This is a genomic window from Streptococcus troglodytae (genome assembly GCF_002355215.1).
Taxonomy (GTDB): domain Bacteria; phylum Bacillota; class Bacilli; order Lactobacillales; family Streptococcaceae; genus Streptococcus; species Streptococcus troglodytae.
The window spans coordinates 1,355,563-1,374,164 of sequence record NZ_AP014612.1; the positions used below are offsets into that span (position 1 = coordinate 1,355,563).

General features: G+C 38.4%; 19 protein-coding genes and 1 pseudogene. 2 read left to right on the plus strand and 18 right to left on the minus strand.

Annotated elements, in window-relative coordinates; translation table 11 throughout:
- Nucleotides 1–570 precede the first annotated feature (570 nt).
- Nucleotides 571–2,076, plus strand: coding sequence for an ATP-binding cassette domain-containing protein (locus SRT_RS06525; RefSeq protein ID WP_128833483.1), 1,506 nt, complete (start codon nt 571–573; stop codon nt 2,074–2,076).
- A 60-nt stretch (nt 2,077–2,136) separates the two neighbouring features.
- Here SRT_RS06525 and SRT_RS06530 read toward each other — a convergent pair whose 3' ends face one another.
- The 3 genes from SRT_RS06530 to SRT_RS06540 form a co-directional block, all read right to left on the minus strand.
- Complete coding sequence (locus SRT_RS06530; RefSeq protein WP_128833484.1) at nt 2,137–2,319, minus strand: hypothetical protein; 183 nt, start codon at nt 2,317–2,319, stop codon at nt 2,137–2,139.
- Between the two features lie 294 nt (nt 2,320–2,613).
- Entirely contained in the window at nt 2,614–3,924 is a 1,311-nt protein-coding gene (obgE, locus tag SRT_RS06535; RefSeq protein WP_128833485.1) for a GTPase ObgE, read from the minus strand.
- Between the two features lie 52 nt (nt 3,925–3,976).
- Complete coding sequence (locus SRT_RS06540; RefSeq protein ID WP_002261953.1) at nt 3,977–4,105, minus strand: DUF4044 domain-containing protein; 129 nt, start codon at nt 4,103–4,105, stop codon at nt 3,977–3,979.
- A gap of 318 nt (nt 4,106–4,423) precedes the next feature.
- On the opposite strand from SRT_RS06540, the gene SRT_RS06545 reads away from it, so the two are divergent.
- Nucleotides 4,424–4,786, plus strand: coding sequence for a thioesterase family protein (locus tag SRT_RS06545; protein WP_128833486.1), 363 nt, complete (start codon nt 4,424–4,426; stop codon nt 4,784–4,786).
- 36 nt (nt 4,787–4,822) lie between these two features.
- Here the strand turns inward: SRT_RS06545 and SRT_RS06550 are convergent, their stop codons facing one another.
- The 15 genes and pseudogenes from SRT_RS06550 to aroB form a co-directional block, all read right to left on the minus strand.
- Nucleotides 4,823–5,671 carry an SDR family oxidoreductase gene (locus SRT_RS06550; protein WP_128833487.1) on the minus strand — a complete coding sequence of 283 codons (849 nt, stop codon included), beginning with the start codon at nt 5,669–5,671 and terminating at the stop codon, nt 4,823–4,825.
- Between the two features lie 89 nt (nt 5,672–5,760).
- Nucleotides 5,761–6,168, minus strand: a complete 408-nt coding sequence (locus SRT_RS06555) for an acyl-CoA thioesterase (RefSeq protein ID WP_128833488.1) — start codon at nt 6,166–6,168, stop codon at nt 5,761–5,763.
- Nucleotides 6,169–6,201: 33 nt separating this feature from the next.
- A pseudogene (locus tag SRT_RS06560) lies at nt 6,202–6,578 on the minus strand (hypothetical protein).
- Nucleotides 6,579–6,661: 83 nt separating this feature from the next.
- Nucleotides 6,662–7,051: a PaaI family thioesterase gene (locus SRT_RS06565; protein ID WP_002261947.1), complete on the minus strand. Its 390-nt coding sequence runs from the start codon at nt 7,049–7,051 to the stop codon at nt 6,662–6,664.
- 272 nt (nt 7,052–7,323) lie between these two features.
- A complete protein-coding gene (locus SRT_RS10850; RefSeq protein WP_223214008.1) occupies nt 7,324–7,560 on the minus strand; it encodes a hypothetical protein in 237 nt (78 codons plus the stop codon).
- Between the two features lie 306 nt (nt 7,561–7,866).
- Nucleotides 7,867–8,502: a CPBP family intramembrane glutamic endopeptidase gene (locus SRT_RS06575; protein ID WP_128833489.1), complete on the minus strand. Its 636-nt coding sequence runs from the start codon at nt 8,500–8,502 to the stop codon at nt 7,867–7,869.
- A gap of 631 nt (nt 8,503–9,133) precedes the next feature.
- Nucleotides 9,134–10,498 (minus strand): 23S rRNA (uracil(1939)-C(5))-methyltransferase RlmD, encoded by a 1,365-nt coding sequence (gene rlmD / locus SRT_RS06580; protein WP_128833490.1) that lies wholly within the window; start codon nt 10,496–10,498, stop codon nt 9,134–9,136.
- A 167-nt stretch (nt 10,499–10,665) separates the two neighbouring features.
- Nucleotides 10,666–12,054 carry an LCP family protein gene (locus SRT_RS06585; protein ID WP_128833491.1) on the minus strand — a complete coding sequence of 463 codons (1,389 nt, stop codon included), beginning with the start codon at nt 12,052–12,054 and terminating at the stop codon, nt 10,666–10,668.
- A 44-nt stretch (nt 12,055–12,098) separates the two neighbouring features.
- The gene (gene pheA / locus SRT_RS06590) at nt 12,099–12,923 is read right to left on the minus strand and encodes a prephenate dehydratase (protein WP_128833492.1); all 825 of its coding nucleotides are present in this window, start codon (nt 12,921–12,923) and stop codon (nt 12,099–12,101) included.
- Nucleotides 12,920–13,396, minus strand: a complete 477-nt coding sequence (locus tag SRT_RS06595; RefSeq protein ID WP_128833493.1) for a shikimate kinase — start codon at nt 13,394–13,396, stop codon at nt 12,920–12,922. Before SRT_RS06595 ends, pheA begins: the two co-directional genes overlap by 4 nt.
- Nucleotides 13,389–14,672 carry a 3-phosphoshikimate 1-carboxyvinyltransferase gene (aroA, locus tag SRT_RS06600; protein ID WP_128833494.1) on the minus strand — a complete coding sequence of 428 codons (1,284 nt, stop codon included), beginning with the start codon at nt 14,670–14,672 and terminating at the stop codon, nt 13,389–13,391. Before aroA ends, SRT_RS06595 begins: the two co-directional genes overlap by 8 nt.
- A 160-nt stretch (nt 14,673–14,832) precedes the next feature.
- Entirely contained in the window at nt 14,833–15,174 is a 342-nt protein-coding gene (locus SRT_RS06605; RefSeq protein WP_128833495.1) for a YlbF/YmcA family competence regulator, read from the minus strand.
- Nucleotides 15,175–15,184: 10 nt separating this feature from the next.
- Nucleotides 15,185–16,291, minus strand: coding sequence for a prephenate dehydrogenase (locus tag SRT_RS06610; protein WP_128833496.1), 1,107 nt, complete (start codon nt 16,289–16,291; stop codon nt 15,185–15,187).
- Between the two features lie 65 nt (nt 16,292–16,356).
- Complete coding sequence (aroC, locus tag SRT_RS06615) at nt 16,357–17,523, minus strand: chorismate synthase (RefSeq protein ID WP_128833497.1); 1,167 nt, start codon at nt 17,521–17,523, stop codon at nt 16,357–16,359.
- 1 nt (nt 17,524) lies between these two features.
- Nucleotides 17,525–18,592 (minus strand): 3-dehydroquinate synthase, encoded by a 1,068-nt coding sequence (gene aroB, locus SRT_RS06620; RefSeq protein WP_128833498.1) that lies wholly within the window; start codon nt 18,590–18,592, stop codon nt 17,525–17,527.
- Between the last annotated feature and the right edge of the window lie 10 nt (nt 18,593–18,602).

Here is an 18,602-nt window from a genome sequence, read left to right on the forward strand (position 1 = left end):
CGATACTAACTGAGGGATTTTACGTCGGAACTTTATTAAATCTATTCTTTATATCTCTAACTGTCGATGTCAGCCACTATTGTGAACTGACTAACTCCCTCACTAAGTTAAAAAGCAAGACCGATCGATAATGTCTTGCTTTTTAACTGTCGTAACTGTTTTTATAAACTAAAATCCGTGTTCCTATATATTATGTGAAATTTTATAGAATTTTACTAATATCAATCAGAAAACTCACTCTTTTCTTGCACTTTCTTTTAAATATTGGTACACTAAAAACAAATCATTTGGAGGTAAGGTGCATTGAAAAACTAAAATTCTTCATATTTGGATATGCTTTATCTAGAAGAATTTTTTGTGTGCACCAAAATCTGAAAAACTGCAACTAATACTTAACGAAAATCAAAATGAGATTAGGCGACAAACCGCAGAGCAGTACTAAAAGTGATGTCAATGACCTATTATCTTAATTTTCAAAAAGTATAGACTACTGCTATTTTTGATGACATAAAAGAAGCCCTACTAGATAAAGTAGCGGTTTTTATTGTTTGAAAAAGAAAGGCAGATTCTATGTTACAGATTCAAAATCTTACCATTACGCACCAAAAAGATCTACAAATACTCGTTAAAGATTTGTCCTTAGTCGTCAATTCTGGTGAGAAATTAGCTATTATCGGGGAGGAAGGGACTGGTAAGTCTACTCTCCTCAAGACTATACTCAGCCCTGAGCTGATTGGCAACTACGCTGATATGACGGGTACTATTCAGAATAGTTTTAACCGAATCGGTTACTTGCCACAAAACATGGAAGAGAAAGATTTGAGCCTAACCATTAAAGACTATATTTACCATGATATAGATTTTGATCATTTTGATTTTAATCTTTTTTATCAAATGGCAGAGCGTTTTCAGTTTGACAGTCAGCGATTTGACGACAATGTCCAGAGCATTTCTAGTCTTTCTGGCGGAGAGAAATTAAAACTGCAGCTGCTGAAAATGCTTGCCTACGATCCTGACTTGCTTCTTTTTGATGAGCCTTCTAGTGATTTGGATTTGGACACAATGACTTGGTTGGAGCATTTTATCAGTCAGACAGACAAAAGCATTATTTTCATTTCTCATGATGAAGCGCTACTTAGGAAATGTGCTACTGCTATCCTTCATTTGGAATTGCTCAAAAAACGTCAAAAGCCTCGCGCCAGCTATTTTCAAGGAAACTATAAGGACTACAAAAACTGGCGAAAGAATAGCTTTGATAAGCAGCGTCAAATCGCGCAAAAAGAACGTGAGGAACATGCCAAAAAAATGGCACGCCACCACCGCATTCACCAGAGTGTGGGACATCAACTTCGCAATACCAAAAATGATGTTGCAGGTCGGCTACTGGCCAAGAAAATGAAAAATGTTCTGTCTCAGGAAAAACGCTACGCCAAGGAGGTCAAAAACTTCACGGAAATTCCGCAGGATATGGATGCTATTAACCTCTTTTTCACGAAAGTTAATTCTTTGCCTGCCAACAAAGTTCTACTGCATTGGGAAAATCGTCCTTTGCCGACAGGACAAGTAATTGATTTTGACATTCGCGGTCAAGATAAACTGGTTATCACTGGAAAAAACGGTGTTGGTAAGACCAGATTTCTGAAAGAAATTCTTGCCGAACTGATTACTAAAGCCAATTTAGCTATTGGTTATATGCCACAAAACTACGAAGAGCTGCTGGATGGTAAGCTGTCTGCTCTGCAATTTCTCAAAGAAAGTGCGGGCGAAAAATCTTGCCGTAATCTTCTAGCTAGTCTCCAATTCACACGAGATGAAATCACGCACTCTGTTGCAAGCTTATCGGGCGGTCAGAAGGCTAAACTCTTTTTAGCCAAAATTGTTTTGAAAGGCAACAACGTCCTGCTGCTGGACGAGCCAACTCGTCACTTTTCACCAACTAGTCAACCTCTTATTCGACAGCTTTTCAAGGATTTTCCGGGTTGTATTATCAGCGTATCGCACGATAGACAATTTATAGATGAAGTCGTTAATAAACACTACAAATTAAATCAAACAGAATTAGTGAAACTAGACTAAAAAGAGAATGGGACAGACCATGATTACTGTGCAATCATGGTCTGTCCCAGCTTCTCTTGACTAAGTCGTTTCAGATGGTTCAACCTTTTCTTTCTCCTTAGCCAATTTCTCGCGCTCTAAACGCAATTTTCGGTTGGGGTTAAGTTTATTGAAAAGTTTCTCCAATTTTTCAGCATTCCAAACATCGGCTGCCGAAACAAAATTACCATCTTTATCTTTAAAAGATATGGGTTTATCTCCCATAGTAAACCTCCTATTTTAGTAACTGACACGCTATTCTTGTTGCACTTCATATCACGACGTAAGAAAAGTGATTCGATCATAATCACTTTTCGAACTAGTAAGTGCGCTAGGCAATTTTCATAGAACTTGCTATTTACTCATTTAAACTTTGTAATTACCTTAAAAGTGTTACGACATGCAGTCAAGTCAGTCGATATTACTGACTTGACATAATTAGTAAGATTGGCAGGCAGATCATCATAGTGGCTGCCGTTTGCATATCAAGTACTTTAGTACTTAGATATGCTTCCAACGTTAATCTACAAACTCAAACTCAAATTTACCAATGCGGACAATATCACCATCTTTGGCACCACGCTCACGAAGGGCTTGATCAACTCCCATGCCACGCAGCTGGCGTGAAAATTTCATAATAGCTTCATCACGTTCCATATTTGTCATGACAAAGAGTTTTTCAAGTTTCTCACCAGACAGTACCCAAGCAGCATCATCCGCGCGCGAAATGTCAAAGGCTTTTTCTTCTTCCTCAAAACCATAATAAGCTTCTTCTTGCATATCCGATTCATCGTAAAGCAAAAAGTCGTCTGTCTGATCCAGAAGCTGAGCCGTAGCATCTAAAAGCGCGTCTAATCCCTGATGAGCAATACCTGAAATAGGAAAAATTTGAGGCTTGTCATCAAACTCATTATAGTTGACAGCCAATTTTTCCTTAAATTGTTCAAGATTCTCTGCTGCTTGGGGCATGTCCATCTTATTAGCAACAATGATTTGCGGACGTTCCAGTAAACGCAGATTATAGGTCTCCAATTCCTTATTGATAGCCAAATAATCTTCGTAAGGATCGCGGCCTTCACTAGCCGACATATCAATGACATGCAGGATAACACGTGTCCTCTCAATGTGTCGCAGAAATTGTGTCCCTAAACCGACACCTTGACTGGCACCTTCTATCAATCCCGGTAAATCAGCTACGGCAAAAGAATCTCCTGACTTGGTACGCACCATGCCTAAATTGGGAACAATGGTTGTGAAGTGATAGGCTCCGATTTTAGGTTTAGCAGCTGTGATAACACTGAGAAGAGTTGATTTCCCAACTGAAGGAAAACCAACCAAACCAACATCAGCCAAAATTTTTAATTCTAAAGCCAATTCACTCTCTTCACCAGGTTCTCCGTTTTCGGAAATCTCTGGAGCAGGGTTACGAGGCGTCGCAAAACGAATATTACCGCGACCACCACGACCACCATGAGCCACGATAAACTCTTGTCCATTTTTGACCAAGTCAGCGATAACCTTACCTGTTTGAGCATCGCGAACAGTGGTTCCCTGCGGTACCGATACGTAAAGATTTTCTGCACCGCGGCCATTCATACCCTTTGTCATGCCTTTCTTGCCAGCTTTGGCTTTAAAATGACGGTTATAACGAAAATCCATCAAGGTGCGCAGACCTTCATTAACAACAAAAATGACATCGCCGCCGCGACCGCCATCACCACCCCAAGGACCGCCATTAGCAACATATTTCTCACGTCGAAAGGCAACCATTCCATCGCCGCCGCGACCAGCCTTAACTGAAACTTTGGCAGTATCTAAAAACATACTCATATTTTATTTCCTATTCAAATTCGCTTAAAAAAACGCCCGTAAGCGTTCCTTTTTAAATAACAGCACTGAGTGCACTAAGAACAAGCGCGCCAACAGTGACTAAAACCATGATGATAACAACAATCAAAGTCAATTTTTCAAACGGTGTTTTCTTACGGGGACCATTATCGCCAAAAGCCAATTTTCTTACCTCTTTTTTATATTTATAGCTTATTTTATCTTACTTATATTATCATGAATTAGTCTAATAAGCAAATAACAAATATAAGTCACGACGCTGCTATCACGATTCAACTATCTGTTCTAGCTCTATCTGTATATACTAAAGGACAATAAAACATGTGATTCCAAAGCTTCAACAGTAATCTTTAATAGGAATATAAAATTTATAGGAAACGCTTCCAAAATTATTGTGATTTCAAATTAAATATGTTAAAGTTAAGCTAATAAGTAAGCAAGACATTAATGTTTTTTCTCTACAAAATAAAAGGAGGCAGCCATGTCAATTTACAGCAAATCTTATGTCACCACCCCCCAACACTCAGCCATGAATTGGGGTTCGGGCAGTCTTAATGTTTTATCAACTCCCAGTATGATTGCTTTTATAGAAAATGCAGCTTTTCTATACTGTGAAGAATATTTAGATGTGTCCAAAACAACTGTCGGTGCTCAAATTACTGTCCAGCATTTAGCTGCTACTAAAATTGGTCAAACAGTAGAAGTCAAAATTTTAGCTGTTGAAAAAGATGGATCCCACACCCATTTCCAAATAGAAGTTTATGAAGGGGGTAAACTTATCGGTAAGGGTGAACACACACGCGTTACCATTGACATTAAAAAATTCCTTGGCAATTTAGAATAAAGGCGGTGACAGTAAGAAAAATTGATTTCTTCGAAATTACGATTTTTGTCCCATTCCCATTGTTTTAATTAATTGTTCCAAAGAAGTTGCTGGACGTCCAAGAACACGCTCAATATCAGAAGAAACCCCAGTTTGTGCTCCTTCTTTAATAGCTGTATAGGTACTAACCCAGGCATCATATTCCCAGTCTTGTGCTGGCCAAGCCTTACGAGATGCATAAGCTTCCTCAATGCTCTCATCAATATAAGGAATGATTTCACCCTTTTGCTCACTGACAAAATGAACAATATCAGCCATTGACAAATCTTTCGGACCAGTCATGTTCAACATCTGGTTTTTCCATTTGTCAGGTTTGGCTAAAATAGCTGCCGCCACTTCAGAGACGTCCTGACGAGCTACAGCAGAAACTTTACCATTGCCAGCTGGACCGCGGATCTCACCATTGTGCAGACACAAATCTAAGAAGAAATCCAGATAAAAATTATCACGCAAGAAGGTGTAAGTAAAATCTCTTTCCTTGATATATTTTTCTGTCTTAGCATGATCACGCGCTAAAGTAAAAGTAGCTTCAGTAGTGGCATTATAAAAAGATGTGTAAACAATATGCTTAACACCCGCCTCATGAGCTGCATCAAGAAAATCAAAATGCTGCTGCAAACGATTGGGGCTTTCTGATGCGGATACCATCAGTAAAACATCAATACCTTTTAAAGCTTCAACAGCCTCTAGAGAATTCTCAAAAGTAGCTTTCACAAGTTCAGCATTATCATAGAAAACTGCCCTTTGAGGGTTTCTAGCCAGATGCCTTGCTGAGATGCCTTGTTCTGAAATTAATTGGGCAACTTTACTGCCTAATTTCCCTGTTACGCCTGTGATTCCTATCATTATTATTTCCTTTCTTTTATCTAACTTAGTTTTAAAAACACTGAGAATGCTTAATGGACGATATCAGTTGGTTCTAGCTATTTCAGCTTTTACTGACTCAGTACTACTAATTTATCATAGAAATCTGGAAAAGTCTTTTTCAGATTAACAAAGCGGTTTTCTGAGTTCAAAAAGCTGTGCTCTGATTGTGCTTGACAGACAGTTTCCCCTTTTTGATTAATCATTTGATAGCTAAGAGTAAGGCGGGCAGCCTTGATCTTTTCTACTTCTACGCTAATGCTAATTGTATCAGCAAAGGTTGAAGTTGCTAAGTAAGCACAATGAACTGCAGTTACTGGTGAAATAATACCTGCTTCCTCTAATTTATCGTAAGGCCAGCCAATTTCTGCCAAGAAATGAACGCGGGCTTCTTCCATCCAACGAATATAATTAGAATGATGGGTAATCCCCATACGATCAGTCTCATAATATTGAACCAAATGGTGATATGCTGTCATGTTAGCTTCCTTTCATAAATAACAAGTGTTCTGTTAGTATGCTTTGACTTGTAGCCAGTCAGCATCAAGAGTCAGTGTCTGATTTTCCAAAAATGATCGAAAGAACTGTAACGTTTCTTCTATTGGGACATTGGGCTTTCTATAGACATAGCCCTTTTTTAAATCAGCCGTTCGATATTCAATAAGGTAAGAACCATCAAAACAAAGTGCCTGAATAAAGGAAAAATCTCCACTGACACTGGTCCAAGACAAGGTGACAAAACCTTCTAGATCATTACTGAGTGAGACAATAGCTTCCTCAACTTCTTTTGAACTAGGGTTTAAGAGGTCACCCCTTTGACTCGTCAAAGATAAGCCAGGTTCGAAATTTTGAGGAGCCTGTGTTTTTTAAACCAACTAAATAAAGACATTACCTACCTCCGCTTCAATTTTTTGCTTTTTATAGGAATAAAGTAAAAATGATACAGCCATATTATCTTCTCACATAAAAGACTTAATCATCCTTACGTTTACCTGTCACAAACATAGTAAAAGTTGCCTTTGCCACTTCTTGTTTCAATTGATTGGTTACTGTCACATCAACCACTTTCGTTGTTCGACCGTCATGAACACAGCGTCCATCAATTAGTAAAGTATCACCTAGCTTGCCAGATTTTAGATAATTAATACTGGACTGAAGCGTTACCGCATCAAAACCAGTAGAAATTGACACCAAGCCGCTAATTTGGTCACATAAGGTAAAGATATACCCTCCGTGTGCAAAACCATAATAATTCAAGGATTTATCTACTACCTCCGTAGTCACAATCACATGACCCTTTTCAAACGAAACCATATCAAAATTTTCAAACACGCGAATTTCGTGTAAATGGTTATCACTCATCCCTTTTCCTCCCTCTTATTTAAATCTGTTACTATTATACCACTTTCCGACAAAGGACTAGCTGCATCAGCAAACCAAAATGAGGAAGCATTCTTCTTGCTTGCTGACATAATAGCTAAAAATATGGGCAGACACTCTTTATCAGATTTACTCTTGTCAAACTATCTCAATTCCTTAGCTAACATGATCTGCTTGTTTTCTATCGCCTTTAGCAATTATTTATGATTTTTCACTTTAAAAATTAAAATTACGACTCCAGCCAACCAAAATACTTATTTTTCTTCCTTTTTGCCTTTTAACAAAACAACAGATACACTTGCTAATCCAATACCAAGCATCATCAATGCAGACTTTATATCTAATCTTCCCAAAACAGATAAAACCACTACTGCAATCCCCATAGCTGTTCCAATTCCTTTCAGCGCAATATCAATAATTTCAGTTATTTTATTCTTACCAATAGTTTCTTTTGTATTTGTCTTAACTTGCATTAAATCATCTACTGACACTTCAAATATTTCTGCTAATTTGGGAATAGAATTAATATCTGGAAAAGATAAGTCTCTTTCCTATATGGATCTTTCCTGTCAGGTCCAATCGTTTGACAATATTCTATTGTCAATGACCATTTGCAGGACTTGCATCTAGGAGGGTCCCTGCTTTTTCATGACAATATTTAAAAGCCTGTACCTGATTATATCTATTCTTTTCAAAAGTCAAGATGAAATTAAAATAAAAGCGCATCTCTGCTATAGATTTGCGCCTTAACTGTTTATTATAACTTAGGATTAATACTATTAGGCATCATTCTTATCTTAAAGCAAAGAAAATGCTATTAACGAGTTAGAAATAACATTTCCTACTCCATGAATGCACCAGCTTGGCAATATTGAACCAGCAAACTTTTTTTCAGTAATATATCCTGAAAGCCATCCAAAAAGACCTGTAAAAAGAGTGATTATAATTGCCAATATTACTTTACCAGCCAAGAAAAGAAAGATGCTATGCATGAGTCCAAAGAGCAGTGCTTGCGTTGTATTTCTTAATGCAAATCCCAAGCGGTTTGAAAAACGCTTTAACAGGAAACCCCTAAAGAACACTTCTTCGAGAAGAGACGTATTAAAGAGGGATTGTACCAATATAGCAGGAAGAGCACTCACACCTCGTCCTGAAAATTCAAAAGTTCCCATTGAAGCTCCCTCAGGCATTAGACCATTGATATTTTTCAGTAAATTGATACAAAAAAGCCCCCCTAATAAAATCACGGCTAAAACACCTAAGATGATGAACAAATCACTGCGATTTAGTTTACGTTGAATCTTTTTTAGCCCAACCCAATTTAAGAAAGAAGCCGTTTTCCTGCCAATAACCATCCAAGTAATAAACGGAATAGTAATAAGAAGGACAAGATTCGTAACGCTCACCATCAATTTTGAAACAAGTAAATCCATTTCATATCCTCCTCTAACATTCAATAATAATTTAAAGCAAACCAGATAATCTTATTTTACAGACAATCATACCTTATTACATTTTATTTCTCACTTCAAAAGACAGCTGCCAAAACAACAGACTAATCGTTCCTACTTATATTATAGCATAAAATATTATGCAGAAGTTGGGATTATTATATAATGTAGCGAAAGTCAAAGCTCAGCAATATTGCAGCATCCTATACTAACAACATAACTTGAGAGTGACATTAACAATAAAAATTAAACAGTAACTTCCTAAAATTAGCTCTAATCACCTTGCAGAACGAAAACGGAATGTGAGATAGCACCAATTGACTAACAATCTGGATAAGGAAATCACAACTTTTCTAAATTTCAATTATCAAGTTATCAAAAATAATCACTTTGGAGAACATATTAAAACCGTATGGCGTATAGTTATACGGTTTTAATACTCACTTTTACACTGCAAAAGCCTTGATACCAAGGCTTTTCATTATTGCGATTTGTCAAAGGTTTCTAAGCTTTCACGAGCAGAGCTACACACTCCACATGATGCGTTTGCGGAACTCCAAAGGTTCAGTGAACCTTTGGAGCGTCTCGCTTAGAAATAGGAAAGCGAGACGGACTATTTTGCTGCATTCTTCTCTAATAAACTCACGCACTCCACATGGTGTGTTTGAGGAAATAGATCAACTGGCTGGACTTTGACAAGTTTGTAACCTAGTTCTTCATATAGCTTAATGTCACGCGCCATGGTGGCGGGGTCGCAGGAAATGTAGGTGATTTTGCGGGGCTGCATGGCAGTGCTTGCTTTGATGAAACTTTCTGTCAATCCTTTTCGTGGTGGGTCAACCAGAATAACGTCTGGTTTGATGCCTCGCTTACTCCAGCTGGCCATGGCCTTCTCTGCTGAGTCTGCCACATAGTGGACGTTTGTGATACTATTGAGCGCAGCATTTTTCTCAGTGTCACACACCGCAGCTTCAATGACTTCTACTCCGTAAACAACCTTGACTTTTTTAGCAAAGGACAGGCCAATAGTTCCAATTCCTGAGTAAGCGTCAATGACGGTATCATCTGGTGTCAGATCTGAAAAATCAATAGCTGTCTGATAAAGTTTCTCAGCCATAACGGTATTGACTTGGTAGAAAGATTGAGCGGAAATGGCATAGCGGTTGCCTAGCATGGTATCTTCAATGGTGTCTACTCCATAAAGCGTTCGAAATTCTGGACCAAAGATAGCATTGGTATTTCTATCATTGATGTTTTGGATAATGGATTTGACTGCTGGAAATTCAGAGACAATCTTTTCAATCATTTGCTCAATACGAAAGATTTTTGACCGTGTCGTCACCAAAACCAGCATTATTTGACCTGTATAATGTCCGCGGCGAACGACAAGATTACGAATAAGACCAGTCTGTTCCTTTTCGTCATAAGGTTTAAGATCAAAGCGGCGCAGCAAATCACGTGTGAAGTTAATCAGCCGATCAATCTCTTTATCTTGAATGTAGAAATCTTCAATAGGCATGAGATCATGAGAATTCTTGCGGAAGAAACCCGTTTCTAACTGACCATTGACACGGCGAACAGGAACCTGAGCCTTATTGCGATAGGCAGTTGGATTGTCCATACCGAGTGTATCGGCAACATCAATGTCTGAAATGCCTGCGATTTTAGAGAGACTATTGATGACCTGCTTACGCTTGAACTTAAGCTGGTGCCTGTAAGTCAAATGTCCCAAGTCAGCAATTCCTGTCCGTAGGTAGTCTACAGTTAGATCATCATTGCGGTAGGCTGACTTAGCTAAATAGCTTTCAACTTTCCCGAAAGCAATGTTCTTTTTGACCTTGAGTACGCGCATGCGGATTTTCTCAGTCGGCAGAGCATTCTCCACAAAAAAGACCAAGCCATCAACCTTGGCAATACCTGCACCATCATGACTGAGATCACTAATCTCAACTTCTACAATATCATTCTTTTTTAACATTGTTCTCCTATATAAAAAGTGCACATGAATTTTGGAAATAATGGCACCTCATTCTTTAGCTTTCTCATTTTCCTAATTCCTAAGTAGATAAGACCTATTTACCTTAGTACTGACATTTTCACAAAAATAAGGAGCTGAGAAATACTCAACTCCTTTATTATATCATATTAACGAACGCCTAAATGAGCTAATTTCTTTTTATACTTGTCAAAGTCAATAGACAGAGCCTGACCACCATAAATATCATAGTCATCAATCCAATCCCCATTATCAGGAACAGTGACCTGTTCGACTTTCTTGCCATTGGTCAAAACGGATAAACCATGACTCAAGAGAAAACCATAAGAAATATTGGTTGATGTCAAAGCATAGATCTTACCTAAGGCAGCAGAACCTGTAAAGAGTTTGGTTGGATCTTTAATTTGAGACATGATCGCCGACATAACCTGCTGCTGACGTTTCGTTCGTCCAAAGTCGCCTTCATCATCCTTACGAAAACGGGCATAATTCAACAAAGTCCGTCCGTCCATCTTTTGCTTACCAACAGAAATCGTTTGATTAGGAACAACACCATCTTTCATATTAAGATCATCTGGTACCTCTACTGAATCAACGGCTTCACCACCGACCGTTGCAAACTTTGCATTAATCTCAACGCCATTAGGAAAAAGCGTATCAATGGCCTCAGCAAAAGTTTGGAAATCAACCATGACATAATATTTGATATCTATATCAAAATTACGTTTCAAGGTCTGCCGCATAAGCTCAGCTCCTTGATTGTTATCTTGTTCACCAATATTAAATGCTGAATTTAATTTATTGTCATATGAGTAATTATCTGCGCTGACTCCTTTAATATTGACCAGTGTATCACGCATAAAACTAACCATTTTAATCTTCTTATCTTTATTACCGACATTTAAAACCATAATGGTATCCGTCCGCGCTTCTGATGACCCTTGTGTAATACGCTGATCGCTTCCTAATACTAGAATATTGGTTCCATCTTTGGTATTCTTTCCGTTAAATTTTTCAACAACAGCTGGTTTATAATTTTTATTTTTGCCCGCAGAAATATCATTCATGCCTTTGATAAACATAACAATCATACCAGCAAAAATAACGAGCAATAATAAGCAAACAGCCTTCAAAGTACGCTTAACAGTCCAGCGGCGACGCTTTTTAGGTTTAGTTGCCGAAACGGAATCTCTTCTTTTTCCTTGATGGTTTTTCCTTTGAGAGCGTGTGGATTGTTGCTCAGGATAAACAGGCAATCCTTGATCAGTGTAATGACTATTTGCATAATAATCATCCCACTGGTCAGCATCCTGATAATCATCTTCATAGTTATTATTATAAGACTGCTCATAATCTTGATAATAATTATCCTCATGTTCATCGTAATAGTAAGAAGGCGTCTCTTGAATTTCAACCTTCTTTTTAAGATAGTCGAATTCAGCCTGCTCTCGAGGACTGAGGTAGGCTATATTTCTTAAGAGGTACTCATAGCGTAACTGCTCGTGACGGCTTACTTTCCCCTTGTTGTTTCTGCTCATGTTTTAATTCTCTAACTTATTTCTTCTGATACTTATCTCTTCTTTTACAGCCTGTAAACGGCATACTTACCCAAAATTTTATAATGAATTCCAATACTTGTCAACTCTTCTAGTGCAAAAGAAACTAATTTTTCATTATGATTCTCAAAATCAATAATAAAGAAGTATTCTCCAAGAATAGTTTTTAAGGGACGGCTTTCAATTTTTGTTAAATCAATCCCTCGCCAAGCAAAAGTAGAAAGAGCTTTATAAAGCGCTCCGGGTAGATTATCAGGAAGTGTTAAAGCTAAAGAAATTTTTTGATCCTCTGCTTTTAGATGAATAGTGGGAGTTTCATCTCCTAAAACCCAAAATCGGGTATAATTTTCATCAATTTCTTGAATATCTTTGGCGATAATGGATAAATGATATTCATCTGCAGCAGCATACGGTGCAATGGCTGCGTAATTCTCTTCAGGATGTTCGGCCACAAAACGAGCGGCATAGGCAGTGCTAGCAGTCATTTCAATTTTGACATCTGGATAATGAGAACGAATATACTGTTTGCCTTGAGCAATAGCTTGAGGATGCGAAAAAATTGTCTCAATTACTTTATCAGCAGAAGTTGACATTAGCTGTTGCTTAATAGGAAGAATAATTTCAGCAACTGCTTCTATTTTTGCTTGATGAAAAAGGTAGTCAAAGGTCTCATGAACACTGCCTTCAATAGAATTTTCTACCGGAACAATGGCAAAACAAACCTGTTTGGACTCATAAGCCTTAATAACTTCAGTAATATTTTCAAAAGGAAGCAAATCTGCCGCAGGAAATGCGTGCAAAGCGACATTATGGGTAAAAGATCCGCTAGGCCCTAAATAAGCAATTTTCATTTTATTTCCTCAATAATCTCTTGGGGTGTTTTACCAGCAACATCAATAATAATATTAGCAGCTTCCTCATAGAGAGCCTGTCTGCGATCGAAAACCTTTTTAAATTCCTGACGGCTGTTATTAACAAAAAGCGGTCGAACGTTATTACTGTCTGCTTCAATTCGCTTACAGAGAGTTTCAAAATCTGCTTTTAAATAAATTGTTTCACCATTTTTTGCCAGAATATCACGATTGCGAGCACTCTCAACAACACCGCCTCCAGTTGATACAGTGCTATCTGAATCAGCAAGATTGGCTAAAGTTTCAGACTCAATTTCCCGAAAGGCATCCTCACCTTCTTTTTCAAAAAATGCTGCAATAGGCATTCCAATTTTCTCAGTTATAATATCATCCATGTCTTGAAAATCTGGGTCTAATAAACGCGAAATAGTTGATTTTCCTGCCCCCATAAAACCGATCAAAATTTTAGCCATTCGTTATCCTTTCTAAATCACTAAAAAAAGTAGGGTAGCTGGTATTGATCGCTTCAGCACGCTCTAATTCAACCTCCCCCTCTTTAACCAAAAGTGCCGCAATAGCCGTCATCATACCAATTCGATGATCACCAAAAGTATTGACCTTAGCACCATGAAGACTGGTTTTACCTTCAATAATCATGCCATCATCTGTTGGGGTTATCTTAGCCCCCATAGCATTTAAAGCATCTGCTACTACTTGAATACGATCTGTCTCTTTAACCTTGAGCTCTTGGGCATCATAAATAACAGTTCGGCCATTTGCCTGTGTTGCTAAAAGAGCAATAATAGGCAATTCATCAATCAGCCGTGGAATAATGTCACCGCCAATTTCTGTTCCTTTAAGATTAGAACTTTCAACAGTGAGCGTCGCTGCTTTGGCTAAGTCATCCCTATCGCTCAGTTCAACTTTACCACCCATAGCTTCAATGACTTCTAAAAGACCTGTGCGCGTTTCGTTAATACCGACATTTTTTAGAATAAGCTTGCTATTTGGAACAATAAGTCCTGCAGCCAGCCAGAAAGCCGCACTTGAAATATCACCAGGAACAATAACATTCTGTGCTGTCAATTCCTGTCCGCCTGAAATGTGGATTTCTTTACCATCCACATCAAGATGACCGCCAAATTGTTTAATCATATCTTCTGTATGATTCCGCGTTTTCTCTTTTTCAATAATGACGCTCTCACCATCAGCCTGAAGAGCTGCAAAAATAAGAGCCGATTTAACTTGTGCCGAAGCAACAGGAAGTTGATAGCGGATTGGTTTTAATCTTTTTGAACCTTTCATTGTCAAAGGAGGCAAATCGCGCTCTGTCCGTCCCGAAATTTGGACTCCCATCTGGCGAAGAGGAATTGTGACCCTATCCATAGGACGTTTAGACAGGCTGTCATCCCCAAACATTTCAACTGTAAAATCCTGTCCAGCTAAAACTCCTGACATTAAACGAATGGATGTTCCTGAATTGCCCATATCAAGAGCTTTTTTAGGAGCTTTGAGACCATCAAAGCCACGGCCGTGTATTTCAATTAGATCATCCTTATCTTTAATTGTAACACCTAAATCACGAAAGACCTGCATTGTTGATAAAACATCCTCACCGCGTAAAATACCATAGACCTTCGTTATCCCCTTTGCCAGACTGCCAAACATAATCGAGCGATGACTAATAGACTTATCACCGGGAATTTTCAATGTTCCGCTCAGACCTGAAGCATTTGTTCGTAATTTCATTTTTCTCTCCATTGTTTATTTTCTCTATTTTACCATAAATGGCAGGAAATTTTAGAAAATTCTTTAACATTGCTTACAAAAAGAGCTTAGAAAACGAAACGGACGTTTTTCTAAGCTCTGAATTTTCCTATACGCTATAAAGCTTCTGCTGTTCTCACAATCATTTGGCAATATCTTGTAAAGGTGAAAAAATAATGCGTTCGATATCATTGACATAAACTCCAAGAGCCTGTTGAGCTTCAGCATATTCTTTTAATAGTGGATTAGCTTCTACTTTTTGACCGAAACTTTGCATTTCTTCTTGAATTTCAGGAGTCGGTGTTTGTCCTGACTGCATGAAACCCTGGATTTTCATTTGAAATTCTGTGAACTCAGCCCACAACTTCTTAGCCTCTTCGTCTTCGTCAATCTTAGCTTTTGCTTGGACAAGGGCTTGATATTCTGGTAAGGCGCGGATACCGCGCTCCAATTCATTTGCTAAATCATATACATTTACTGTCATATTTTCTCCTTTAATTTAAATAAACACGATAATTGGTATTTTTACTAATCAACTCCTGAGCACGTTTTAAATCACGCTCATTTTTGAAAGAAATCTGTAAGATACCATTAATATCTTCTCGGTTCTCTTCATTGATATGAACATTGACCAGAGAGGTTCCCCTCAGCAATTCGAGGATTTCCAAAATAACGTTTTCTTCATCAGGAACATCAACATAAATATCATAAAAGCTATCAACACCGGCACGTTTGTGAATTTCCATATTTTTACGGATTTGCCGGCCTTGATTAAAAAACGCCCAAATAGCATTTTCATCTCTAGCCTTAATCAAATTAGAAATCTCATCTAGACGCTGCTTAAAATTTTCAATACGATCTAAAACGGCCTCTTGATTGGTCAAAAGAATACTAGTCCACATACCGGGTTCACTTTCAGCAATTCGGGTCATATCACGAAAACCACCCGCAGCAAAATGCTTGGTCATTTCATGACTTTCTGAAAAATCACTGGCCTGCTTCATAAGACTCGAGGCGATAATATGCGGAAAATGACTAATTTGACTCGTAACGCGGTCATGTTCTGCCGCATCAATTTCCACATACCTCGCATGTAAGCCTGACAAAAGGTCCTGCAAGGCAGGAATAGTATTAGGTTTAGTTAGACATGATGGTGAAAAGATATAATAAGCATTCTCAAAAAGATTGACATTTGCCGCAATAGCTCCTGATTTATGACTGCCAGCCATAGGATGGCTGCCTACAAATTGCACAGGCTTATCTTTAAAATAATATTCTGCAGCTCTAACAATTTCATATTTAGTAGAGCCGGCATCTGTAATAATGACATCTTCTTTTAAATCCAAATCTGCCAAAATTTTGATAAAATCAATTGTTTTTTTAATCGGTACTGCCAAGATAATGACATCTGCCAAAGGAGCAAATACTTTAAAATCAGCTGTCGCCTCATCAACAATTCCGCGCTCAAGTGCAATATCACGTGACCTATCAGAACGATTGTAACCAACGACCTTATAATGAGGATGAGCACGTTTTATTCCCAGAGCAAGCGAAGCACCAATTAGTCCTAGTCCTGCAATATAAATTGTTTTTTCTTCCATACCTTCTCCACTATGAGCCTAAGCTTAAGAGACCTTTTCTACTATCGTATGGGACTCCTAAGTCTTTAAAATTCTTTGATAAATTTTTGATGGCTTTTCACGGCTTCTTTTAGCTCTTCCATATTATCTGAAGAAAACTTATTCAAAATTTCTGTTGCTAAAACTGTCGCAACGACTCCTTCCATAACGACTGCAGCGGCAGGAACAGCTGTTGGGTCCGAACGTTCAACACTGGCCTTATATGGTTCGTGTGTTTCAATATCAACACTCATCAAAGGCTTATAAAGTGTCGGAATAGGCTTCATAACCCCACGAACAACAATAGGCTGTCCATTAGTCATACCACCTTCAAAACCACCAAGATTGTTGGATTTACGCCTATAGCCATCTTCTTTAGACCAAGTAATCTCATCCATGACATCGCTGCCTTTGAGATAACCATCCTTAAAGCCCAAGCCAAACTCAACACCCTTGAAAGCATTAATAGAAACGACTCCTTGAGCTATTTGGGCATCTAATTTGCGATCCCATTGAACATAAGAGCCTAAACCAACCGGAACACCACCAACAACAGTTTCAATAATACCGCCGATAGTGTTGCCTTCTTTTTTAATCTGATCAATATAATCCTTGATTTCTTGCTCACGTTCTTGGTTAACAACAGAAACTTCAGATCGACTTGCCCGTTCTTTAATCTCAGCTACTGTCAGATTTTCAGGAACATCAACTTCAATGCCGCCTAAAACAACAACGTGGCTAGCAATAGCTATCTCAAGTTCTTCTAAAAGACGTTTAGCTACTGATCCCACTGCCACACGCATAGTCGTTTCACGCGCACTTGAGCGCTCCAAACTGTTGCGCAAATCAGAAAAACGATATTTCATACCGCCAACCAAATCTGCATGTCCCGGACGAGGTTTGGTTAATTTTCGAATTGATTTTTTCTTATCTTCAATATCGGCGGCACTCATGATTTCAGTCCAATTTTTAAAATCACGATTAGTAACATTGAGTGTAATCGGACTTCCCATAGTCAAACCATGGCGAACACCTGAAGTGATTTCCACCTGATCAGATTCAATCTTCATACGACCGCCACGACCATAACCTCCTTGCCGCCGCTTTAATTCAGCATTAATATAGTCGGCTGTTAGAGGAAGACCTGCTGGCACTCCTTCAATAATAGCTGTCAGACGAGGACCATGCGATTCCCCAGCTGTAAAATATCTCATCTCACTTCTCCAAATACTCTTTCATTTCTTCTAGACTGATTTGATTGATAGCAGCCTGTCCTAGTTGGGGAACAACAACCATTTTTATCATTTGACCACGCGCTTTTTTATCATGCTTTAATATTTGGTACATAGGCTCAACATTCCACGGACTATAGTCAATAGGTAAGCCAAATTTCAAACACATGGCCTCGATTTTTTCTGTTATTCCTTGCGGCATGAGTCCTTTTGCCTCAGCAATACGCGAAATCTGAACCATCCCAATAGCCACGGCTTCGCCATGCATAACTTTGCCATAACCTGCAGTCGCTTCAATAGCATGACCAATAGTATGACCAAAATTGAGGTAAAGACGAACACCATTATCCAATTCATCCTCAACAACAATCTGACGTTTCACATTGCAAGAATGATAAATAATCTTTTCAGCATTTTCTAAAATAGAGTCTGTTGAACCATCTAAATCTTTTAGAATTTCCCATAATTCAACATCAGCAATCAAACCATATTTAATCACTTCTCCCATACCTTCAATAAGTTCACGCTTACCAAGTGTATTGAGTGTATCTGGATCAATTAAGACACCATCTGGCTGAGTAAAAGTGCCCACCATATTTTTCGCAAGAGGCGTATTAACTCCTGTTTTACCACCTATAGACGAATCTACCTGAGCTGTCAGACTAGTTGGAATTTGTAGAAAATGGATGCCACGCATATAAGTCGAAGCGACAAATCCAGCCAAATCTCCAACGACACCGCCGCCAAGAGCAATGATACCATCACTTCTTGTCATACCTTGTTTGAGCAAAAACTCATAGGCCTTATTGACAATCGTCAAATTTTTACTGGCTTCACCTTCCAAAAAGTCAAAAACAACAATTTCAAAACCGGCATCTTCAAGACTAAGTTTAACCTTTTCAGCATAAAGACTACCTACACGGTTATCTGTTATTAAAGCAATTTTTTGCGGCTGCCAAAGTTCCTTAACCCATTGTCCCACCTTTGAGAGACTGCCCTTCTCAATGATAATATCGTAAGGTTTCTGGGGAAGATTAACATTTAATTTCATAAAATCACCT

What these genes read in the sequence shown, in the direction of transcription:
- SRT_RS06525 (WP_128833483.1), top strand. Translation starts at nt 571, where the DNA reads ATGTTACAGATTCAAAATCTTACCATTACGCACCAAAAAGATCTACAA.
- SRT_RS06530 (WP_128833484.1), bottom strand. Translation starts at nt 2,319, where the DNA reads ATGGGAGATAAACCCATATCTTTTAAAGATAAAGATGGTAATTTTGTT.
- obgE (WP_128833485.1), bottom strand. Translation starts at nt 3,924, where the DNA reads ATGAGTATGTTTTTAGATACTGCCAAAGTTTCAGTTAAGGCTGGTCGC.
- SRT_RS06545 (WP_128833486.1), top strand. Translation starts at nt 4,424, where the DNA reads ATGTCAATTTACAGCAAATCTTATGTCACCACCCCCCAACACTCAGCC.
- SRT_RS06550 (WP_128833487.1), bottom strand. Translation starts at nt 5,671, where the DNA reads ATGATAGGAATCACAGGCGTAACAGGGAAATTAGGCAGTAAAGTTGCC.
- SRT_RS06555 (WP_128833488.1), bottom strand. Translation starts at nt 6,168, where the DNA reads ATGACAGCATATCACCATTTGGTTCAATATTATGAGACTGATCGTATG.
- SRT_RS06565 (WP_002261947.1), bottom strand. Translation starts at nt 7,051, where the DNA reads ATGAGTGATAACCATTTACACGAAATTCGCGTGTTTGAAAATTTTGAT.
- SRT_RS06575 (WP_128833489.1), bottom strand. Translation starts at nt 8,502, where the DNA reads ATGGATTTACTTGTTTCAAAATTGATGGTGAGCGTTACGAATCTTGTC.
- rlmD (WP_128833490.1), bottom strand. Translation starts at nt 10,498, where the DNA reads ATGTTAAAAAAGAATGATATTGTAGAAGTTGAGATTAGTGATCTCAGT.
- SRT_RS06585 (WP_128833491.1), bottom strand. Translation starts at nt 12,054, where the DNA reads ATGAGCAGAAACAACAAGGGGAAAGTAAGCCGTCACGAGCAGTTACGC.
- pheA (WP_128833492.1), bottom strand. Translation starts at nt 12,923, where the DNA reads ATGAAAATTGCTTATTTAGGGCCTAGCGGATCTTTTACCCATAATGTC.
- SRT_RS06595 (WP_128833493.1), bottom strand. Translation starts at nt 13,396, where the DNA reads ATGGCTAAAATTTTGATCGGTTTTATGGGGGCAGGAAAATCAACTATT.
- aroA (WP_128833494.1), bottom strand. Translation starts at nt 14,672, where the DNA reads ATGAAATTACGAACAAATGCTTCAGGTCTGAGCGGAACATTGAAAATT.
- SRT_RS06605 (WP_128833495.1), bottom strand. Translation starts at nt 15,174, where the DNA reads ATGACAGTAAATGTATATGATTTAGCAAATGAATTGGAGCGCGGTATC.
- SRT_RS06610 (WP_128833496.1), bottom strand. Translation starts at nt 16,291, where the DNA reads ATGGAAGAAAAAACAATTTATATTGCAGGACTAGGACTAATTGGTGCT.
- aroC (WP_128833497.1), bottom strand. Translation starts at nt 17,523, where the DNA reads ATGAGATATTTTACAGCTGGGGAATCGCATGGTCCTCGTCTGACAGCT.
- aroB (WP_128833498.1), bottom strand. Translation starts at nt 18,592, where the DNA reads ATGAAATTAAATGTTAATCTTCCCCAGAAACCTTACGATATTATCATT.